The 21,881-nt window shown below is 48.6% G+C and carries 11 protein-coding genes; 9 read left to right on the forward strand and 2 right to left on the reverse strand.

Annotated elements, in window-relative coordinates; all coding sequences use genetic code 11:
* The first annotated feature begins 178 nt into the window (after positions 1 to 178).
* Positions 179 to 955, forward strand: a complete 777-nt coding sequence (locus tag I2I11_RS05365; protein WP_196266639.1) for an NUDIX hydrolase — start codon at positions 179 to 181, stop codon at positions 953 to 955.
* Between the two features lie 192 nt (positions 956 to 1,147).
* Here I2I11_RS05365 and I2I11_RS05370 read toward each other — a convergent pair whose 3' ends face one another.
* Positions 1,148 to 3,985 (reverse strand): glycoside hydrolase family 2 protein, encoded by a 2,838-nt coding sequence (locus I2I11_RS05370; protein ID WP_196266640.1) that lies wholly within the window; start codon positions 3,983 to 3,985, stop codon positions 1,148 to 1,150.
* A gap of 288 nt (positions 3,986 to 4,273) precedes the next feature.
* Between I2I11_RS05370 and I2I11_RS05375 the strand changes: the two genes are divergently transcribed.
* The 4 genes from I2I11_RS05375 (at position 4,274) to I2I11_RS05385 (ending at position 11,450) form a co-directional block, all read left to right on the forward strand.
* The gene (locus I2I11_RS05375; RefSeq protein WP_196266641.1) at positions 4,274 to 4,813 is read left to right on the forward strand and encodes a hypothetical protein; all 540 of its coding nucleotides are present in this window, start codon (positions 4,274 to 4,276) and stop codon (positions 4,811 to 4,813) included.
* A 588-nt stretch (positions 4,814 to 5,401) separates the two neighbouring features.
* Positions 5,402 to 8,344, forward strand: a complete 2,943-nt coding sequence (locus I2I11_RS05380; protein ID WP_196266642.1) for an FAD-binding and (Fe-S)-binding domain-containing protein — start codon at positions 5,402 to 5,404, stop codon at positions 8,342 to 8,344.
* 292 nt (positions 8,345 to 8,636) lie between these two features.
* On the forward strand, positions 8,637 to 8,768 hold the full coding sequence (locus tag I2I11_RS21410; RefSeq protein ID WP_255531350.1) for a hypothetical protein: 132 nt from the start codon (positions 8,637 to 8,639) through the stop codon (positions 8,766 to 8,768).
* Positions 8,769 to 8,972: 204 nt separating this feature from the next.
* Entirely contained in the window at positions 8,973 to 11,450 is a 2,478-nt protein-coding gene (locus tag I2I11_RS05385; protein WP_196266643.1) for a hypothetical protein, read from the forward strand.
* A gap of 171 nt (positions 11,451 to 11,621) precedes the next feature.
* On the opposite strand, the gene I2I11_RS05390 is transcribed toward I2I11_RS05385, so the two are convergent.
* A complete protein-coding gene (locus I2I11_RS05390) occupies positions 11,622 to 12,476 on the reverse strand; it encodes an endonuclease/exonuclease/phosphatase family protein (protein WP_196266644.1) in 855 nt (284 codons plus the stop codon).
* 730 nt (positions 12,477 to 13,206) lie between these two features.
* Between I2I11_RS05390 and I2I11_RS05395 the strand changes: the two genes are divergently transcribed.
* The 4 genes from I2I11_RS05395 (at position 13,207) to I2I11_RS05410 (ending at position 21,851) form a co-directional block, all read left to right on the forward strand.
* Positions 13,207 to 15,072, forward strand: a complete 1,866-nt coding sequence (locus tag I2I11_RS05395) for a tetratricopeptide repeat protein (protein ID WP_196266645.1) — start codon at positions 13,207 to 13,209, stop codon at positions 15,070 to 15,072.
* Between the two features lie 202 nt (positions 15,073 to 15,274).
* Complete coding sequence (locus I2I11_RS05400) at positions 15,275 to 15,775, forward strand: T9SS type A sorting domain-containing protein (protein WP_196266646.1); 501 nt, start codon at positions 15,275 to 15,277, stop codon at positions 15,773 to 15,775.
* A 30-nt stretch (positions 15,776 to 15,805) separates the two neighbouring features.
* A complete protein-coding gene (locus tag I2I11_RS05405; RefSeq protein WP_196266647.1) occupies positions 15,806 to 18,169 on the forward strand; it encodes an autotransporter outer membrane beta-barrel domain-containing protein in 2,364 nt (787 codons plus the stop codon).
* 607 nt (positions 18,170 to 18,776) lie between these two features.
* Positions 18,777 to 21,851 (forward strand): malectin domain-containing carbohydrate-binding protein, encoded by a 3,075-nt coding sequence (locus I2I11_RS05410; RefSeq protein WP_230679912.1) that lies wholly within the window; start codon positions 18,777 to 18,779, stop codon positions 21,849 to 21,851.
* Positions 21,852 to 21,881 lie beyond the last annotated feature (30 nt).

Consider the following 21,881-nt stretch of genomic DNA (forward strand, 5'->3'; position numbering starts at 1 on the left):
CTGGGAGAAAAGAAAACCTTTGCCATACCTGTCAATTAAAAGTGGAGTGAAAGAAATGTTTAGTTAAGTGCGAACAGCGTAGGTTATGCAACAGCAATTGCGTAACAAATACGCAATCAAGATAAGAAGATTCTTTTAATTACGTACATTGTACGCAATGATTTTTTAATTTTGTTCTATGAACACGGAAGAGGAAGCCCTGAATTTTGTAAAATACGGTCATAAGCAGTATCTGCCTCATGTAGCCATTGATTGTGTTATCTTTGGTTATTATGATCAGCAGTTAAAAATTTTGCTGCTTCGGGTGAAAGGACATAATAGCTGGGCATTGCCTGGCGGTTTTATTCAGCGCAGGGAACCATTAACCCAGGCAGCTTACCGGATTTTGCAGGAGAGAACCAACCTGAAAGACTTGTTTCTGCAACAGTTTCATACTTTCGGCGACTCCCCGTTCCGGGTAAAGGAAACGAGCGCAAAAGAGTTTGCTGACAAGTTTGGTTTGGAAGTGGAAGAGAACAGCTGGCTGCTGGAGCGTACGCTGTCAATTGGCTACTTTGCCCTGGTGGATTATTCTAAAGTTACCGTCACAACGGATTTTTTCACGGATGCCTATCAATGGTGTGATGTAAGCGAGCTGCCTGACCTCCTGTTTGAACATAACGACGTAGTGGAGAAAGCCTTGTTAACCCTGCGCCTTCAGATTTATCACCAGCCTATCGGGTATAACCTGTTGCCCGAAAAATTCACCCTGCCCGAAATCCATGTGCTCTACGAAACGATTCTGGGAAAAGAGCTGGACCGACGCAACTTCCCCAAAAAATTGTTGGCGCTTGGCTTGATAAAAAAGTTAAACGAACAAAGGCCTATTGGCGCACACCGCTCTCCTTTCCTGTACCAGTTTGATAAAGAGAACTATGATAAAGCCTTGCAGGAAGGCATTGTGCATGCTTATTAAGAGTTAAGATCCTTCTATCTTAAAGATGGCACAGATGGCGAAGCGTAAAGAATGGCAATTGCCAGTGCCTGAAGTGATCATGCATCAGAATTGCATTTCAGGGTAATTTCCACGATGGTGTCTACTTCGTTTTTTTGCTGTCTGGCAATTTTAGCAGCAAGCCATACTTGTTCCTTTCATACTGCAACGGGCTTAATGCGTTCCCCGGGCTGCCTTTTTCACGCCGGCTCCAAAATCGAAGTATAAGGTGGCGCCCCACAGGCGCTGCCGGTCGTGGTGGTTGCGGAACTGGTTCTTTCCGCCCTGCGGGCTTAGCTGCTCTGCCTTCTGAAACTTGGTGCCCACAGCGCTGATGGCATCCATGAAAGAAATATCCCCGGCTGGGAAAGCCGCATTGCTCGTCTCGTTCTCCGATGGTTTGGGCGTAAACAGGCGCATGAAAATATGATCTGTTGCCGAAACCACCGTAATCGGATATTCCTCATTGTCTATCACCGCCCAGAACATGCGGTCGTGGTAGCCTTTAAATTCCGGATAGTCCCAGCCACGGCCTGTTGCCGTGTTGTTATAGTCTTTCTGGTGCACGGCAAACTGTGGTCCTTTCATGCGGTTTTTCCATACCCGGTAAGGGCCTTCACCAAGCCATTTCACCCCTTTCACTTTCTCCTCAGGATAAGAAAACGTAACACCCATATACTCATAATCGCCATACAGGTAATAAGTATAGTCCAATTGCAGCCACCCGCTGCCCATCATCCGGTAGTATAGCTGGCTGATAGGGCCCTCGTACTCCAGCGCTACAACATGGTCGTTCCCCTGCTGGTAATGGCGGATAGATTTAAACTTGCTGTTGTCAACCGTCAGCTTTGGCCCGTTGCCGAAAGATACAGGCGTTATGGCATTCTGCACACCGGCAATCAGCCCGTTTTCTTTGCTGAACTTTACTTCTACCCCGTTGGCCGACACATAAATGTACTGGTCATCTTCGCGTCCGCTGGCCGCCTGCAGGCTGGCGGTATCCACCACCGACGCTGCGATTTGCTCCGGCGTTCTGACAGGCCAGGTCCAGGTTAAAATGTGGCGGCCGTGCGGGTCTGTCGCGGTAAGATACAAGGCATCGCTGTTTTGCCAGCCATCGGGCAGGTTGAGGTGCATGTAGCCCGTTAACCCGGGTTCAACGGCAGGCATGGCTACGCTGCCTGCAGCTACAACTGTTGAATCCGTTACCTGATCATCAGGCTTCGGAAATCTGAGCAGGCGCCACGTAAAAGTGCACTGGTTTAAGTTCGTGAAATGATAGCGGTTTTCTACCTGCAGCCTGCCGTCGAATTTTGGGGTAATGTATGGCTGGTTAATGTATACCGGCGACCAGATTTCTTTAATTGTATAGAAGCTCCCCTCCTTTTCGCGGTAGGGCCCAAGTATGCCATCAGGCGCCAGCGTGCCTTTTACATCAATACTGCCTCCCTCATCTGTTCTGACTACCCCTTCGTCGGAGAAAGCCCACAGAAAGCCGCCTGCCGACAGTTGGCTGCGCTGCATCAGGTTCCAGAAGTCTTCCAGGCCTGCTCCGTGCCCGCCGTCGTAAAGCCCGTGCATAAATTCAGTAGAGAAGTATACCTTATCTCCTTTCGAGAGCACATCAGCAACATAGTTAAAATCGGGATAGTGAAAGGTGTTCGTTTCGCCCAAGGTGTTCCATGGTTGTATCACGGTGCGGTGCTGCGGATCATACAGGGCATAATCATCTATCAAATCGTAGTTGTTGCCGCCTTCGTTGCCATTGTCCCATATCACCACCGAAGGATGGTTTACATCACGAACAACCAGTTCCTTCACCAGTTTGCGACCTACGGCAGTATCGTATGCATCCTGCCAGCCCGTTAGCTCATCCAGCACAAACAGGCCGAGGGAGTCGCATACATCCAGAAAGTGCTGGTCGGGCGGGTAATGAGACATGCGGACCGCATTCATGTTCATGTCTTTCATCAGGTTTACATCCAGGATGCTCAGTTCCTTGCTGAGCGTGCGGCCGGAGGTCGGCCAGAAACTATGACGGTTTACGCCCCGGAACTTTATTTTCTGCCCGTTCACGTAAAACCCGTCCCTGGCGCGAAGCTCTACTGTCCGGAAGCCAAACTTCTCCCGCAGCACATGCAGCATACCTGTTTTATCTTTCAGCCTTACTTCCACCTCGTACAGGTTCGGAAACTCCGGCGACCAGAGTCTGGGAGTTTTGATTTGTTGTTTTAAAGTAACCTTAGCGGACTTGTTATCTGCGCTGGCACGAAAAGCGTCACCTACCGGCTGGTTGCCCAGGGTATAAATCTGGGCTTCGATCACGGCTGCTTTCCTGATGTTTCCGGGATAAACATCCACTAAAAACGAGCCGTCAGCTTTGGCATCAATGGCTATCCTGTCGATAAAGTCTCTTGGTTTTGCCTCCAGGTACACCGGCCGGTAAATTCCCCCGAATACCCAGAAGTCAGCATCACGCTCCGCCTTGTTCACTGATTCGTTGGCCGAAACGTTTCTCACTTTTACTTCCAGCTGGTTTTGCTGCCCATACTTAAGTAAATCGCTGATATCATACTTGAAGCGGTAAAAGCCTCCCTGGTGCGTAGGGCCGGCTTTTTTACCATTAACAAATACTTCCGTATCAGTCATAGCTCCTTCAAAAACGATTTCCGTCACTTTGTTTTTCCAGCCGGAAGGCACAGCAAATTTATACCGGTAAGTGCCCGTGGCATCTGCCTCCGGAAGCAACTTGCGCCACTCATGGCCATAGGTATAAACCCCAAAACCTTCCAATTCCCAGTTCGACGGAACAGGAATAGTCGCCCACTTGCCGCTCCTTCGCCCTTTGTCTATCTTAAAGTCCCACGCAACCCGGTGATCCTTATCAATACCTGACAGATATCTGACCTGCGTTTTGTGCGACTGATTTTGCGCCAGAGCACCTGGAATGGCTGTAAAGAGCAGCAGCAACATTAACAGACACTGCACCTTTCTGCGTATAACTTTTTGCATAGGTAAATCTAATTAATTTTACTTAAGATGCGCATTTTTGCGGGCACAGATACACACTAAGGAAGGCACCACACCCTTTGGAATTCAATCTTTTATCTATAAAAGAGGTTTTCTATATGATTTTATAACCTTTTGGTTTTTTTAGCATACAAGTACTCATAACCAGTATGCATTTAAGCGTTTTCTCTGCGTCGCCTGGTATGGTAAACCGCAAAAGCATTTTACGAAGGGCACTGTCACGGACCTGCTGTGTACGCTCATCAGAAAAGAAACTATAACTCCAAAGCAATGATAAATCCTGTATTAACCTACCTGCACGATTTTTATGGAGACGGCCGGTTTTATGACCTGACGCCCCTGATAAATCAGAACCTGCCCGGCATTTCAGAAGCGGCTATCCAAAACCTGCACCTCGAGGGACTTATAGACATTGAGGAACCTTCGGTATTTGAAGACACCGGCGATACGGGCCACAGACACCCTATATATGGCAGGCTCACGGAGACAGGCATATACTACATGGAAGGCAACAGGAAGATAGCCGCTGTGATAAGAGCCATAGAAAACCAGGCTGTTTTACACATCCTGTACAGGGACGAGAAAGGCCATGAAGAAAAGGTAACACTATCACCCTACGTTTATGGCAAAGATCCCGAAGAAAGGGCATCGGTATGGGGAGCAGTGTCTGGTTCGGACAAAAAACACCGCCGCTTTCTGCTGGATCAGATCACGATAACAGAAGGACCCACCGGCACTTTTAAGATAGACAAAGAGATGATGCTCAGCCAGCCAAGAGACATCGATGTGATTGCCCAGGTGCCATACTAAGCGCCTGGTTACAGAATAAGAATTTGATAAAGCCCGTTCAAAATCCGGTCACAATTTCCTTGTTCTCATACTTTAAAATAGAAATTCCTGCCTGTAACATGCACCGGCAGGAATTTCTATTTACAGGTAAATGGCGAAATTGCTATTGCCGGAAAGCTACGATTTTTCTTTACCTAACCTATAGCTGCAATAGATACACGCGCTATCCCTCCAAAGCGCACCTTTCCAAACTGCTAATTGATGAAACAAAGGCAATTTCCGGCTTTTCAGACTGCTCCTTTCATCACAACTTTTTATAAGCCAGGGTAAGTTAAAAACCTGTTTTTTATACCAATATACCTGCAACGCCTGCTGCTTTCTGCTTCTCTCTTTGACTTTAGCATTCCGCTGCTTACCTTCGGGATAAGAATCTTTGTAAATTCCTTAACAAGCCGCCGTTTAACCAGCCACGCGCACAACAAACGGCGGCAAGCATTAACAAAGGCCTAATATCTTAACTTAAAATCAGCAGTAGTACCAGCGCATTCAGGTGCAGCAGAAGACGTCTTGTTTTCTGCTGCCGGTGGTAGATACAGCATGCTTACCTATATGAATCCAGAAAAGCTGAAACAACTCTCCGGGCAGCTGGAGGGGGAATTTTATTTCAACAATACCATGCGTACGCTGTACGCCACCGACGCCTCGGCTTACCGCGAGATGCCCCAGGCTGTCGCTTTCCCGAAGTCTGTTGCGGATATTAAAAAACTAATCCAGTTTGCTCGCCAGGAGGGTACTTCGCTTATCCCGCGCACGGCCGGCACCTCGCTGGCTGGCCAGGTGGTCGGCAACGGCATCGTGGTAGATGTATCGCGCACCTTCACGCAGATCCTGGAAGTGAACCCGGAAGAAAGCTGGGTACGGGTGCAGCCGGGCGTTATCCGCGATGAACTGAATATGTTCCTGAAGCCCTACGGCCTTTACTTCGGCCCGGAAACCTCTACGGCAAACCGCGCCATGATTGGGGGAATGGTGGGCAACAACTCCTGCGGCTCTAACTCGGTGGTATATGGCAGCACCCGCGAGCACACACTTTCTGTAAAGGTTATCCTGAGCGACGGTACGGAAGCAGAATTCGGTGTGTTGAGCCAAGCGGATTTTGAGGCAAAGTGTCGGGGAGAAAACACGTCCGGCGAGCTGGAGACACGCATCTACCAGGCAACAAAGGCGATGCTGTCGCATACAACTACCCAGGAAAACATCCGGCGGGAGTTCCCGAAGCCCAGCGTCCAGCGCCGCAACACCGGCTACGCCATCGACCTGCTGCTGGAATCGGAACCGTTTACCGCAGGTACCCAAGCCTTCAACTTCTGCAAACTGATTGCGGGTTCGGAGGGCACCCTGGCTTTCCTGACGGAGATAAAGCTACACGTCAATCCGCTTCCGCCGAGGGAAACCGGGTTGCTGTGCATCCACTGCCACAGCATCGACGAAGCGCTAAGGGCGAACCTGGTGGCGCTGCGTTACAAGCCCAGCGCCAGCGAGCTTATGGACAGCTATATACTGGAGTGCACCAAAACAAACATCGAGCAAAGCCAGAACCGTTTTTTCGTGAAAGGCGATCCGGGGGCTATCCTGGTGGTAGAACTCGGCAGCAACAACATCGAAGAAGTGCAGCAGCAGGCACAGGCCCTAGTGCATGATCTGGAACAAAACGGGCTGGGCTATTATTACCCGCTGGTAACGGGTCCGGACACAAAGAAAGTATGGAACCTGCGCAAAGCGGGTCTCGGGCTGCTCTCCAATGTGCCTGGCGATGCCAAACCAGTAGCTGTGATTGAGGACACCGCGGTGGATGTAAATGACCTGCCGGAATTTATCCGAGAATTTAACCTCACACTGGAGCAGTACAACTTATACTGCGTGCATTACGCACACGCAGGCAGCGGCGAACTGCACCTGCGCCCGATCATCAACCTGAAAACAGAAGAAGGCAACAAGCTTTTCCGCGCTATCGCTACCGAGATTGCACACCTTGTGAAGAAGTACCGGGGCTCTTTGAGCGGCGAGCACGGCGACGGCCGCCTGCGCGGGGAGTTTATCCCGTTTATGATAGGGGAAGACAACTATAAACTGGTGGAGGAAGTGAAGCGCGTGTGGGACCCGGGCAACATCTTCAACCCCGGCAAAATCGTGAACACACCCTCCATGAACACCTTCCTGCGCTACGAGCCGGGGCAGGAAACGCCGGAGTTTGACACCGTTTTCCGCTTCAGCCAGGCGGGTGGCGTGCTGCGCGCCGCCGAGCTTTGCAACGGCTCCGGCGACTGCCGCAAAACGCACCTGACGGGCGGCACCATGTGCCCCAGCTATATGGTGACCCGCAACGAAAAGGACACCACCCGGGGCCGGGCCAACATGCTGCGCGAGTTCCTGACGCGATCTGAAAAGGCGAACCGTTTCGACCATGAGGAAATCATGGACACGATGCATACCTGCCTCTCCTGCAAAGGCTGTAAGTCGGAATGCCCCTCCAACGTAGACGTGGCCAAGCTGAAGGCTGAGTTCCTGCAGCACTACTACGATGCCAACGGCGTTCCTTTCCGCACGCGCCTGATAGGCAACTTTACCAAAGCCAACCAGCTGGCCGCCATGGCGCCCGGCATCTATAACTTCCTGTTTAAGAATGATGCCACGGCGGCCATCGCCAAAAAGATGATGGGCTTCGCGCCGAAACGCACCATGCCGCTGCTGCAGGAAACCACGCTGCGCAGCTGGTTTAAAAAGCACAAAAAGCAGAAAGGCAGCAACGGTCAGCAGGCCAAAAAGAAAGTATACCTTTTCTGCGACGAGTTCACCAACTACAACGACACGCATATTGGCAAAACGGCCGTGCTGCTGCTGGAGCGACTGGGTTATAAAGTAGAGATTCCGAAGCACGAAGAAAGCGGCCGCACTTATATGTCGAAAGGCCTGCTGCGGGAAGCGAAGAAACTGGCGCAGAAAAATGTGGCCCTGCTCAAAGATTTAATCTCCAGCGACACGCCGCTGGTAGGTATCGAGCCCTCCTGCATCCTCTCCTTCCGCGACGAGTATATGGACCTGGTAGACGCTGACCAGGAGAAAGACGCCAAAGACCTTTCCATCAACTGCCTGCAGTTTGATGAGTTTATCGCGCGCGAAATTCTCAGCGGCCACATCGACAAGAGCTTGTTCAAAGATGAGGCACGGCTGATAAAGCTGCATGGGCATTGCCATCAGAAAGCACTTTCTTCGGTGCTCTATACCCAGCAGATGCTCACTTTGCCCCCGAACTATAAAGTAGAGAATATCCCGTCCGGTTGCTGCGGCATGGCCGGCTCTTTTGGCTACGAGGCCGAGCACTACGACATCTCGATGCAGGTGGGTGAGTTGGTGCTGTTCCCGACGGTGCGGCAGCAACCGGAAGAGGTGATCATTGCCGCCCCCGGCACCAGTTGCCGCCACCAGATTCACGACGGCACTGGCCGCAAAGCCCTGCATCCGATTGAAGTGCTCTATAATGCTTTAGAGTAGACAAGCTCATTTTAGCAGTATATCTAACAACCTGACCCGGCTTATACTTTCGCAGACAATCCTTGTAACGCACGTATAAAAACATACTTATCAGGCAGCTTATCAGCGTATAAACCACCGCTTACCTGCAAAGGATCAGGTATCGATCAATGTCGCGATTATGAATACAAGGTTAACTATAAACGTGTTTAGCGTTTAACAACTACCTGTACAAAAACGGCTTGAAGTATAACCAGATGCTGTCATTCTGCCCGGATATTTACTTTTATTTATCTGTGCGGTAAATAACATCATGAGGCTGATAAAGGTCATGCGCCTAAGTATAGCAGATAAAATAATGCGCAGGAAACCTGATGCTGCGGCATCAGGTTTCCTGCGCATTATACTTGTTCAGGGTTTGTACCTGCCAACTGACATCGTATAGCAGGCGTAAAGCTGAAAAGCCCCAATTACCTGCCGGGAGAAATCTTAATTAGTACAGAAGTTACCTGCCTGTGCTTTCATACCAAACAATTTATTCCTGCCTAAACTTTCTCTATACAGATGACAGGACATGGTAAAGAGATTGCTTGGCCAACAGTCGTTGTTATGTTTACGTTAAGCCATAGCAGGATTAAAAGTGGGTCTCATGCACAACAAAGTTAAAGGGGCTATTCTTACAATAGTGCTTCTGGCGTTCGCCGGCGGGGGCTTATACTTTTTTCTGAACAAAAAATACTACCCTAAGATCGAAGATGTTTCCTACCTTAAACTTGCAATAACGAACGACTCGGCACAGGTAAAAGCAGGCGTCCGGGTACAGAACAGAATCCCGTTACCTATCACCTTTGACAGCATTCATTATACCATTAAAAATGAGGAAACTACGCTGGGACGAGGCCGGATGCTAACCACACAAACGCTGCCACCGCTGGGAGACGAAGTACTGGATCTGGGTATGATGCTCAACCTGGATAAGTACCGCCAGCACATGCAGCAGAAAGATAAGGACAGTATGCAGCTGACTATTACAGCAGATGTTTTCTTCGACCTGCCCCTGATCAGTCAAAAATCAATATCACTTAACCGGCACCTTAAAGTCCCTGTATCCAAGGCGCCCTCCCTGAAACTCGACGAGATAGTGGTCCGCAACTTCAGCGTTGACTCAGGATACTCTTTTTTGCTCAAGCTGGATGCTTCGAACCGCAACCTGCCTGATTTGCATATCCGGGATTTCGGATACCGGATAAGGATAGGAGACTCATTACTGATTACGGGGCAGGTAGATACGGCTTTTCAGCTGCAGAAAGGAGGAGAATTGCTGGAGATACCTTTGCAGTTAAAGACCTCTGATGCCGTAGCCCTGATCCGTAAAGTGCTGTCAGGAGAGGACCAGTGGCATTATACTGCGCAGGTAACCGCACAAATCAGGAGCAGCCGCAAGTTATTTGATAAGTTTGAGTTAGTGGTTGAAAAGGAAGGTATGCTGAACATGAGCACGATGAGTTCCCGCACCAATTACCTGCCATCTGTCAGGCAGGTAAAGCAACTCAAAATTGACTCCAAAGAAGAACAGACGCTGCTGCAGGCAGAAGTGGTGGTGCATAACCCCGCTCCGATACCTATCTACATCGACAGCGCCTCCTACTTTATCAGGCACCAGGGTAAAATAATAGCAAGCGGTACAAAAGACTTTGAAAAAGTTCTGAAAAAATCAGGTGACCAGACTTTAAACCTGGCGTTGCTGGTTGATGAAAGCGCCTATAAACAGTTTATGAAAAACAGGCAAGGGCAGCAAGAGGCAACACTCGCCATCGAACTTAACCTGCTCTATAACCTGCCCGGCGCGGAAAGACAAAGTATACGGCTGCAGCGGCAGGTACAGGTGCCCCTGCAAGGGCACACAAGTATAAAAGTTGCAGGTCTTTCTGTACGCGAACTCAGCCCGCAGAAGGGAGCCTCCCTTACCCTGCGGTTGCAGGTGCAGCGTACAAACATGCCCGACCTGAGCATCCGCAACCTTGACTATACCTTACAACTGGGAGAAGGCCTGGTGATAACAGGACATACACAGGAGCCGATAGAAGTTAGCAGTGAAGATGCCACAGTAGAAGTACCCATTCATCTGTCCGCAGAAGATGTAAATCAACTAATAGACAAGGCGCTCAAGGGCAGTAAAAACTGGAATTATGAGCTTAAGGCTTCGGCTGAACTGATAAGTAGCCATGACATTATTGGCCCCACCAAACTTAACTTTTCATTCAGTGGTGAGTTGGAGACGAGCAAAAGTATGAGTGGCAAACAGTTTGTTCCGCATATAAGCCGCATCGACACATTAAGCGTTTTCATCCATTATGATACCGCCTGGATAAAACTCAACATCAATGTGGAGAACCCGCTGCCGGTAGATTTAAAAGTAGACAGCCTGCTGCTAACGCTGAGTCATGCAAACGATACTTTCGCTATAAGCCGGGAAAGTGTCGGCAAGGTGCTTCCCGCACATGGCGCACAATCGGCCTGGATTACCCTGGCAGTAAACTATGAACTATGGCAACAGTATCTGCACCAATACCGGAGCCAGGATAGTTTACGTCTGAAAGAAACTGTGACACTTGCCTACCAGCTGGGAAACCTGCCCCAGCAACGCACCACGTTCTACAACATGCTCCGGATGGCCACACCTGATACGCCTTCAGTAAGCCTCAGCAAAGTAAAGCTGCGGGGTTTTAGCTTTAGCAAGGGTATACTGGTCAGCGGGCAGGTACAGGTTAAAAACCGGAATGCGAAAAAGCTTGTTGTGAGCGGCTTAACATACAGCGCTTGTGTAGAAAACCTGCTGGATGTCTGCGGCACCGTTGACAGCACTTATCATGTTTTTCAGGGAAGCAATGTGGTTAGTATACCTATGAGCCTGGGCGTGGGAGAAGTAGCCAGGGCCTTGTTTGCGCGGCTAACGGGTAACACCAAACGCAGGAGCATTTTCCTGAACGCAACCGCTACAGTAGATACGAGCAACCCGAAATTGCAGAATACTTTTGTCCGGCTGGAACTATGGCGGCGGGCGGTACTTTTTCAGAAAAAAGAAAAGAACCAGATTTCGCAAAACCGGCAAACCGCCTGTAGATAACTATAAATTGCATACAGCCTGACAGTTTAGCAAAGTATAGCAGGTACTATTTGAGCAGCTTTTTTAGCTAAAAGGGAAAAGTACCTTGCCGGTACGTTTCCCCTGAATTCCTTCTCTGGCTTTATCATTCAACAAGCGCCGGCACTACAAACACGCTTCTGATTGGATAAACTATTTTTCAGCATCATAGCTTAACTCTACCATTATCGGGAAGTGATCTGACGGGAATTTGCCGTGGTAGGTATCCGTGAGAATCCCCCACTTATCAACCTTAAAACCATCTGTAACGAAAATATGATCGATGATTTCGTTGCTGTCCGGCTGTTGTTTAAATCCATTAAAGGAGCCGTTGGGGGTATAGGGATGCGCCACGGCTTTATAGGTATCTTTTAACAGGCCGGAGTTTGCAAGTGCCTTGTACCAGTCACTTGTATGGCCGCCATTAAAATCGCCGGTTAATATTACAGGCTCCTTCCCTGCTATTTCCCTGATCTTGCGCAGCATTAGCTTGCTGCTTTCGTTGCGCGCCTGCACGCCTTGATGATCATAATGAACATTAAAGAAATAAAACTTCTTGTTGGTGTCCAGATCCTGTAAGTATACCCATGAAGCAATGCGGTTGCAGCAGGTAGCATCCCAACCAAGTGAGGGTTTATCGGGTGTTTCCGAGAGCCAGAAGTCTCCTTTATCCAGAAGCTTAAATTTGTCTTTCTTAAAGAAAATGGCAGCGTGTTCGCCTTTCTCTTTTCCGTCGTCTCTGCCCCTGCCATATCGTTCATACTCCGGCAGCGCTTTGCTGATGTCGTCTAACTGGTTTTTTAAAGCTTCCTGTGTGCCGAAAACATCAAAATCATGGAAACGCAGCAATGCGGCAATTACGGGTGCCCGGTCTGCCCACAGGTTACCGGTATCGCCGGGGTTGTCGTAGCGGATATTGTAGGTGCCAACTGTTAATTGCTGCGCATGGCTTAAAGTTGTAAGACCGCAAATCAGTACGAGCGAAAGAAAAAAGTGCTTAAATTCCATAAGTAGTTTGTTAATGTTATTGTAGATTCATTTACATCGGATATTCCTGTAAACAAGTTTGAGCAGCCCCGGCTGAATAGGCCTTCCCAACTAAGCTATTGGTAAGCCGGATAAATCGGTAAACAGCTTTACCCGGCTTATCTGCACCATAAACGGAAGTTGTTTTCACCTTCTCTTCTATGCCTTTTTACTTCCTTTCAGATTATCTGTATACCTGCTATAGTATATAATCTAGCTAATATAGAAATAAAATCATCGATTGTCAAGGTTACTGGCTTATGGTAACGCTCGGAACTTTGCAAAATCTCTGCAAAAGCAGCACGGAGAGCAGCAGGATTAAGGCCGGACATAGCATCTAAGCTCTTTAAGCAGTACCACCCGGATATAGTATAAACTGCTGCATAACGATACACCCGGAAAATCTCGCTACAAGCTCAATTTATAAGTATCTCCTTGTTCTATATAGATTTTCCATCTATATGTTTTGCTATATGCTTTTTATTTTTTAAAGTTGTAATATTCTTACCCGAACACAATAAGCTCTTATGCAAACCTGATAATCAGGGAGTAATAATACAGCAGTATAAGGCGCTTGCTTATACTTTCCCTTCACCGGGGCTGCAGTTCGAGCCCCTTAAGCTTTCCCTCTGAAGATATTTTTTAGAGCACACATGTGAAGAGCGTTTCGATGGATGATCTGTCTCAGCCGGCAAAAAGTAAACTCAGGTTTTTGTACCGCTTATATGCGGCACTCCTGCTGCTTCAGCTAATATGCCTCCCCGTAGCACAGGCACAGCTACTGCCGGAAGCAGGAACTTCTGCAGACGCCGTAAACGAAGATACTTTGCAGCGCTACCTTCAGCTTTCTTTTGACCTTTCCTTTAACCAACCAGACCAGGCGCTGCTTTATGGCCGGAAGGCACTGGCAATCTCCAGGTTGTTGCAGTTACCGGATGAGGAAGCGCAGGCACTGGAAAATGTAGGTTATGTATACTTTGATCGCTCTGCCCTTGATACTGCTGAGATTTATTTTAGCAAGGCTTTACGCATTAGTAAAAGTACCGGCAATGCAAAAGGGCAATCTGACGGGCTTAATGCGCTGGGGCAGGTATACTTCCGGTGGCAGGCGTATGCAAAAGCACTTAATCATTATATGCAGGCCCTCCGGATACTGCAGCAGGAGGGCATAATACCTGGCAGGGCCGGTGTGTACAACAATATAGCGCTTGTTTACAAAAATTTAGGTGATTACCCGAAAGCAACAGAAAACCTGCTTAAAGCGCTGGAGCTTAACGAAGAATCCGGAGACAAAAGAAAAGTATCGCTTAACCTGTCTAACCTGGGGCTTTTTTACAAAGAGATGAACAGCCTGCCTCAGGCGCTGGAAGCTCTTCAGAAAGCATTGGCCATAGCCAGAGAGATTGACAACAATCAAATGGCTGCCCTGGCCTTGCTTAACCTGGGCCTGGTGCATAAGATGATGGGAGATCAGCAGGATACGCTTTATTATACACAGGCATGGAGTGAACTGACGGAAGCAGCTAAGCTCAGCGAAAAAACAGGCAATAGCAGGTATAAAGCAACCGCATACAATAACTTATCGAACATTGCGCTGGCCCGGAAAAAGGTACTACTGAGCCGGGAGCTGATCAACCGCTCCATATCGCTGAAGAAAGAAGCAGAAGACAACCAAAGCCTCACGTATGGTTACATTCAGAAAGCAGCCATAGCCCAGGAAAGCGGAATGCTCCCGGAAGCATTGCTTTATGCACGTAAAGCGGTGCAGTACGCCAACAGGTATGGCCATCTGGTATCCCGTAAAGACGCCCTGGCACGATATGCCGCTATACTGGCAGAGAGCAAACAATATGCAAAGGCCTACCAGGTGCTGTTGCAGTTTAAGGCAGTTTCCGACAGTCTGCTTAATGAGCAGAAGGCCAGATCGGTAGCGCAGGCCGAAGTAGCTTATGAAACGGACAAGAAGCAGCATGAAATAGAACGTCTGGAACAGGAAAAGCAAGGCCAGCAACAACGGGCTATGTATTTTATGCTTGCCTGCTTGCTTATTGGTGCCGGAGGTGCCTTTTTTATACTGTTGCAACGTAAAAGGCTGCTCCTGAAACGCCAGGAAAATGCCCTGCAGCAACTTACACTGCAGAAAAATATTCTGGAACAGGTGCACCTGAAAGAAAAGCTGGAAAGCTATACCCGCCAACTGATAAAGAGCAATGAGGCTGTACTGCAGCTACAGGAGCAGCTTGCGCTAACAAACCATCCCGCAGCAGCGGATAACAATGCCTCAATTAACGAGCTTATCAGCCTGAAGGTGCTTCGGGAAGATGATTGGGAACATTTTAAGCACCTGTTCAATACCGTTTATCCATCGTTCTTCCTTTCCCTCAAAATAAAGCATCCCACTTTTTCTGCTAACGATATACGGCTGGCAGCCATGTTCCGGCTCGGACTAAACACCCGCGAAATGGCCGGGGCATTGGGTGTGGAAACAGAGAGCGTAAAAAAAGCCCGCTACCGTTTACGCAAAAAGCTGGTGCTGCACCCCGAACAGGACATGCACGCCTATTTCTCAGCACTTTAGTTTAGGTCAAAGCACCGGCGCAAAGTAGCTTAAGACCATTAAACGACCAACCCTTGCCTTTTACCCATAAGCTACATTTTATAAAATTCTGAATAACAGCAACTTATAAAATGTCTACCTAATTGTCCCCCCTTCATTATTTTAATTTGTCTTAGAAATTACCTGCTTCGCATTAGTATTTGTAACACCTCACAGACAGATTATGAAAAACCTTATACTGCTTCTATTTTTATGTTCCTTCTGTTCTCTTCCTTCCATAGCCCAGTCGCAGGAAGCGTCTGTGATTAGTGCGGCCGGCTCAAGTATGAAAGCCGCTGACATTCAGATAGACTGGAGTATCGGCGAAGTTGCCATCGAAGCCTATGAGAATCCCAAAGCAAGGCAGGCGCTGCTGGAAGGCTTTCACCGGAGCTACCTGAGTACAGTTAAATCAGATAAAATCGCTACTCCCCTGGATGGGATTCAGGTTTACCCTAACCCATTTCAGAAGGCAATTACAATAGCGCTTCCGGCTCCGAACGCCAACATTCAGCTGGAGGTTTTTGCCATGGATGGCAGAAATCTGGTGTCCAGAAAGATGTCTTTGGATGACAAGCTCCTGAAAATAAATCTCTCCAACCTGTCAGTGGGGAGCTACCTCCTGAGTTTTCTTAATCTTTCTACAGGCGAAAGAACATCACAGATCATCCAGAAATCAGAATAAAATATATCCTATACATCAAACCCATCCCACATGAAAAAATTACTACTCTTAGGATGTGCTTTCCTGCTAACTATTGCAGTTACAATGGCACAGGCTCCGCAGGCCATGAATTACCAGGGTATAGCCCGCGACCAGGCAGGAAACCTTATTGCCAACAAAGCAATTTCTTTGCGCATCAGTATAGTGGAAGGTGGCGCAGAAGGCCAAACCGTTTATACAGAAGTACACAGAACCACCACCAGCGCTTTTGGCTCCTTTTCCCTGCAAATCGGCAGAGGAACGGTGGAAAAAGGCAAATTTGAAAGTATAGCCTGGGGCAGCAGCAACCAATATTTAAGAATTGAGCTGGATGCCGGCGGAGGAACGAACTATAAGCTGATGGGCTCTTCTGAGTTGCTTTCTGTGCCTTACGCGTATCATGCCGGCACAGCATCCAAACTGCTTAACGGACTAAGCGCCTCAGATAGCAAGCACATATCTGCAAAGCCAGGAATACCCGCACAGGTGTGGTCATTATTCGGCAATTCCGAGACCGACCCCGCTGAAGACCGCCTGGGAACGACAGATTACGTGGATCTGATCCTGATAACGAACAACGAGGAGCGGTTGAAGATTACCAAAGACGGCGACATCAACATCAAAACCAACCTTAATGTAGGAAACAATGCAGATATAGGCAATGATTTGACCGTAAGAAAAAACGTTTACCTGAACACAGTAGGAGGAGAAACCACCAACAACGGACCGTTTACCGTTGCCAGGGCCAGTGCAACATACCTTACCGGAACATTGACAGTTGATAAGGCCACAGACCTGAACAGTACCCTGAATGCAGATGGCGCAACGACCTTAGGCAATACCCTGAACGTGGCTGGTGCTACTGCTCTGGCAAATACCTTAACAGTAGATAATGCAACAAATCTGAAAAGCACGCTGGGCGTTACCGGTTCAACAAGCCTGGGTAGCACATTGGGCGTTACAGGCGCCACCACTCTGGGCAGTACCCTGGGCGTAAATGGAGCCACCACGCTGAGAAGCAGCCTTGGTGTTTCGGGTGTTACCAACCTGGGCAGCTCACTGGGAGTAACGGGAGCAACATCACTCAATAACACACTAAGCGTGGGCGGTGCCACAACACTCAATAATACTTTGTCAGCCAATGGCATGGTTACGGTGAATGCTTCGTTGAGCGGAGGAGATATGAGCCCCGGCGCCTACCCGCTGCGGGTAATGGGAAGCGACCAGGGAATATTTATTAAAGTGAATGGCGAAAGCAACAACGACAAGAACTATATATCTTTTGTGAATGGCAATAATGTATTGGTAGGCAAAATAGAAGGGCAAACACTGAGTGAACTGAAGAACGGCGTAGATTACGGCTGGCAAATAGCGATGAATGCCGCCAATATAGCTTTTATTGCTGCAGAGGGAATTGCTACGGCTGCACAGCTGGATGCGGCTGAAGCCGTTGTAATGGCGGTAGATGGCATTGTAGCCACCGGTGAAATGGCGAAACATATTATAGAGATGGAGAATCAGGCCGGGGTCACTTACGAGTCGGGCAGTGGGGACTATGCCGAATGGCTCAGACGGGCAGACCAAAACGAGAAACTCACATTTGGTGATATCATTGGCGTAACAGGCGGAAAAATAACCAGGAACACATCTGCCGCCGACCATTTTATGGTGGTCTCTATGAGCCCGATTGTGTTGGGTAACTCGCCAAAGGCAGGTGAAGAAGAATCCTATGAAAAGGTGGCTTTTATGGGCCAGGTACCTGTAAAGGTAGTAGGCAATGTATCTGTTGGCGATTACATTGTGCCGTCTGGCAACAATGACGGATTTGGCGTAGCCATCCACCCGGCCGACATGATTTTAGAAAACTATAAGAAAATTGTAGGTGTGGCCTGGTCAGCAGCAAAAAGTAACGAGAGTTTCTCTCTGGTGAATGTTGCAGTAGGAATTAATGCAAATGATATGGCCCAGAAACTGGTGCAGCAACAGGCGGAACTGGAGCACATGCGCGGCAAAGTCAACAGCATTCTTACTTACCTCAACACCAAGGATGAGAATTTTAAGGAAACGCTGTTACCTGCCCCGGCAGAAAGCGGGTCAAGCCACAACAGCGCTGCTTTGGCCGCTGCTCCTGCAGATGCAGCCAGTCAAACCAACACCATGCTGACTGCTCCTACCCCATCAACTGCAAAAAACTACAAGGCTGCAGCCGAGATGTTTGAAGGCGAGGCTGGCGTGCTGACAGCAAGTATGGCCAAAATGAGAGCACAGTACGAGGAACGGGGCATAGACATTACGCAGTATCCGGAACTTAACAAGCTGCTCACGGATGAAAAATACTTTTTGGAAACCCTGAAGAAGCTGGAAGGCAAGAAGTAGATTTTCGTTAAAAGTTGACAACAGAAAAGGCCATCTGCAAAGGTGGCCTTTTTACATTTATACTTCAGGTAACCGGAGATACATTTGCCTGCGCCAGCTTCCGGGCTCCTGCTTATAATAACAGGCACTTGGCAGGGTGCTATTCAGGCTCGGCTTGTCAACCATGAGCCTTGAGACTAATGCTATACAAGCTCATATAAAAGAAAGAAGCAGCCCTACCATAAGTGCAATTGCTGTAGTGGCTCGTTGTCTCCAGAAGTCCTTTTATGTAGCCTGACAAGATGCTTTATGTTGCAGTTAAAGCCTGCCGATGGACAAATCATTTCGGCTCAAATCAGCAGTAATTCGTATACTAGTTGAAAATACCTACCTGATGATAAAATATTTATACTTTAGAATGCTATCATTACATTTATTCCACTATAAATGGCCACTTGCCTGTTTGATTGGGCTGCTGGTTAATTTTCAGTCCCTTGCAGGTCAAACAAGTTGGACAGGCACGATAAAGAGCGTAGCCGGCACAGTTATACAACCGGCTTTTGCCAAAGTGTTTGCAAAAAAAGTCCTACAATCTTCTTTTGAAAGCATCCGTTCAGCCGGATCTGATTTGGCTGATTTCAGCGTAATAAAATGGGGTACCGCAGCCAGTCAGCAATACAGTGTCAGCGAGGCCCAGGGCGAAGTGGTAAACGGCAAACTTTACAGCTTCGGCGGCTTTGATAGTCAGAAATCTGTTTTTACTCCAACAAGCCGGGCTTATGTGTATGATCCGGCTGCCAATACCTGGAAAGCCATTGCGCCTATGCCACCTATGAACGGCACCAGCTTTGGCGGTGTTACGCACGCTGGATTCGCTACCGACGGAACAGACATATATTTTGCTGGCGGCTATACTTCCAACGCTAAGGGATTGGGGCAGATTTTTGGGACCAAAGAGGTTTGGAAGTATAGTGTGGCAGAAAACAAGTATGAACGCCTGCCTGATTTGCCCATCGTTGTTGCAGCCGGGCAGCTGGAATATCTTAACGGCAAGCTCCACCACATAAGCGGCACCAACGCAGCACGCACCCGCGATCTGGGCAACCATTATGTATTGGACCTCCGGAATCCGGAGGCCGGCTGGAAAACCCTGGCGCCTCTACCTACGCCGCGCCAACACGCCGGCTCAGCTGTTTTTGGGGGTAAAATATACTACATTGGCGGCCAGACCGGGCATGATACCGAGCTAATCACCCGGAAAGATGTGCACAGGTATGATCCGGCTACCGACACCTGGGCAAAGATGGCCGATTTGCCGGCGCCCGGGGGCACAAACGGACGCGGACATATCTCTTCTTCCGTGGTTGTGGCAGATAATCGTCTGCTGGTATTAGGCGGAGAAACCAGCCATGGGCACACTACAAGTATGGTTTCTGCCTATACACCGGCTACAAACACCTGGGAAAACCTTACTCCCCTGCCGGCAGCGCGTTTTTCAGGTGTGGCCGGATTTTTAGCCGGGAACATCTATTACACGGGAGGGGCTAGTGCTACCACTTATAAAGGTGTGCCACAGACAGCCGCTACAGGCAATCCTTATCTGGTGGTAGAAAATCAGGATAAATTTCCTGCGCCGGATCATCTCGCTTTTTCAAACATACAGATACCCTGGCACCGTGACGGCACACCTTATAACGCTAACCACAACAGGGTAAAACTCAAAGTGAGCAACAAGGGCAATGATGCGCTTGTTATCAAGGATCTCTCATTATCTAATACCAGTGCCTGGAAGATCGACCAGTTGGGAAGTTCGGACTACAGCGCGGCGGCATTGCCAATTACGGTTAAAGCCGGTGGTGCCGTTACTCTGACAATAGAATTTATTGCCCGCGATCAGGCCGACCGTGTAAAAGTGCTGCACGATACTCTTTATATTTCATCCAACGACGTGGTAAGCCCTACTAAAAAGGTATACCTGCATGGCCTGTGGCAACGGCAGGGAGAAGATGTACGGGAGCCATGGGCGCAGGAGATTATCCATGCGTTTGGCTTTCAAACCAATACTGGCTATAACCACGACGACGGCTCCATTGACGGGAAAAGTATTGTACCAAATTCTGATGAAGTATTGTCCTCCCATTTCGTCAGGGTTGACGAGAGCAGGCCGGTTGAAGTGATACAGATGGCTGCCTATCATGGCTGTTGTAATGATATAGAAAACTTTGAGTGGTATTATCCGGATGGAACGCTTAAATCTCTGTTTACGCACGACAATTTAGACGGGCAATCGCTGCTGCCCAGAAAGAGCAATGATCTCACCAAATCTGCGCGGGGCACTTTTAATCCTACGGGCCCTTTCGGCTTCAGAGTAGGTAGAACCTATTCTGATAGAACAAAAAACTCGGAAGAGCGGATTGGCATGCGTATCTGGAAGGCGATTGACGCCAGTGGCAACATTATCCCGAACGCCTATATTATTGGGAGCGATTATTTAGGTAACCCTTATACAAATTATGATTATCAGGACAATACATACTTTATACGCAATATAAGGCCCAAAACGGGCACCGCATATTATTCTGAGCTCACAGCAAGTCCTTCAGCACTTTATTTCGACTCTGTAATGGTAAGCAGCAGCGAAAGACTGGAGGTAACGCTAAGCAGCCAGGGCAAGACCTACGAAGACGGCAGCAGCGATCCGGAGATTCAGATCAAAAGCGTTGAGATTGTTGGCCCTGACAAGAACGAGTTTAAAACGGCTATGCCGGCAACTGCCACGCTGGCGGTGCAGGCCTCTACCAATATTATGGTAGAATTTGCTCCCGATAACCGTGGCATCAAGAATGCCGCCTTGCTGGTACACTATAGTAGTTCGGATTCGCCGCTCCGGATACCGCTTTATGGCAAGGCCAGAGATGCTGATTCTACGGTAGTGCTTGTAAAACGCATCAAGGGGGCAGCTGATCAAAGTATAACGATTGGCGGCAAAGTATGGGAAGCCGACAAAAATTATCGCAAAGGCTCTGTAAAGCTGGACAAACAGGTTGTTACGACACCTGTTGCTGCTACAGACTACGATGTGCTGTACCAGTCATACTTATCTGCTGCCACAGACCTGGCCGAAACCAGATATGAAATTCCGGTTGCTGATGGCAAGTACATGTTGCGCATGCATTTTATAGAGAACTACTGGTCTGAAGAGGCAGCCAGGCTATTCGACATTACCATAGAGAACGAACTGCGGCTGGCAAACCTTGATATTTATAAGGAAGTCGGCTACAGAACAGCTTTGGTCAAGGATTTTGAGGTACGCGTAACAGACGGAGTGCTGAATATCAGGTTTAGCCCTGCCGCCAACCGGGTAGCCATAGCTGGCCTGGAGATATTTACAGATAGTGCCAGCGAAAACGTTACCGGCATTCCGCCCGGCGTTGAACCAAAAGCAAGGTTAGTGGAGGTATATCCAAACCCTACCACTGGCGATGAGGCTCGGGTAGTGGTGGAGCACTTCGCCAGCAAGGAAGAAGTAACCATCATCATGTATGATGTACTGGGAAGAAAAGTTTACACCAAAACTCTCGTAACCGATAACGATGGAGAAGCCTCTGCCAAGCTGACTGTTGCAGCTTACAAGAAGGGCCTGTATATTATTAAAGCAAGCGCTGCTTCCGGCGAAGCATTTTACAAGCTGCTGATTCAGTAAGAAGCTTGCTTGTAAAGTGTCATCAAAAAA

It is taken from the genome of Pontibacter rufus, assembly GCF_015694705.1.
GTDB lineage: Bacteria > Bacteroidota > Bacteroidia > Cytophagales > Hymenobacteraceae > Pontibacter > Pontibacter rufus.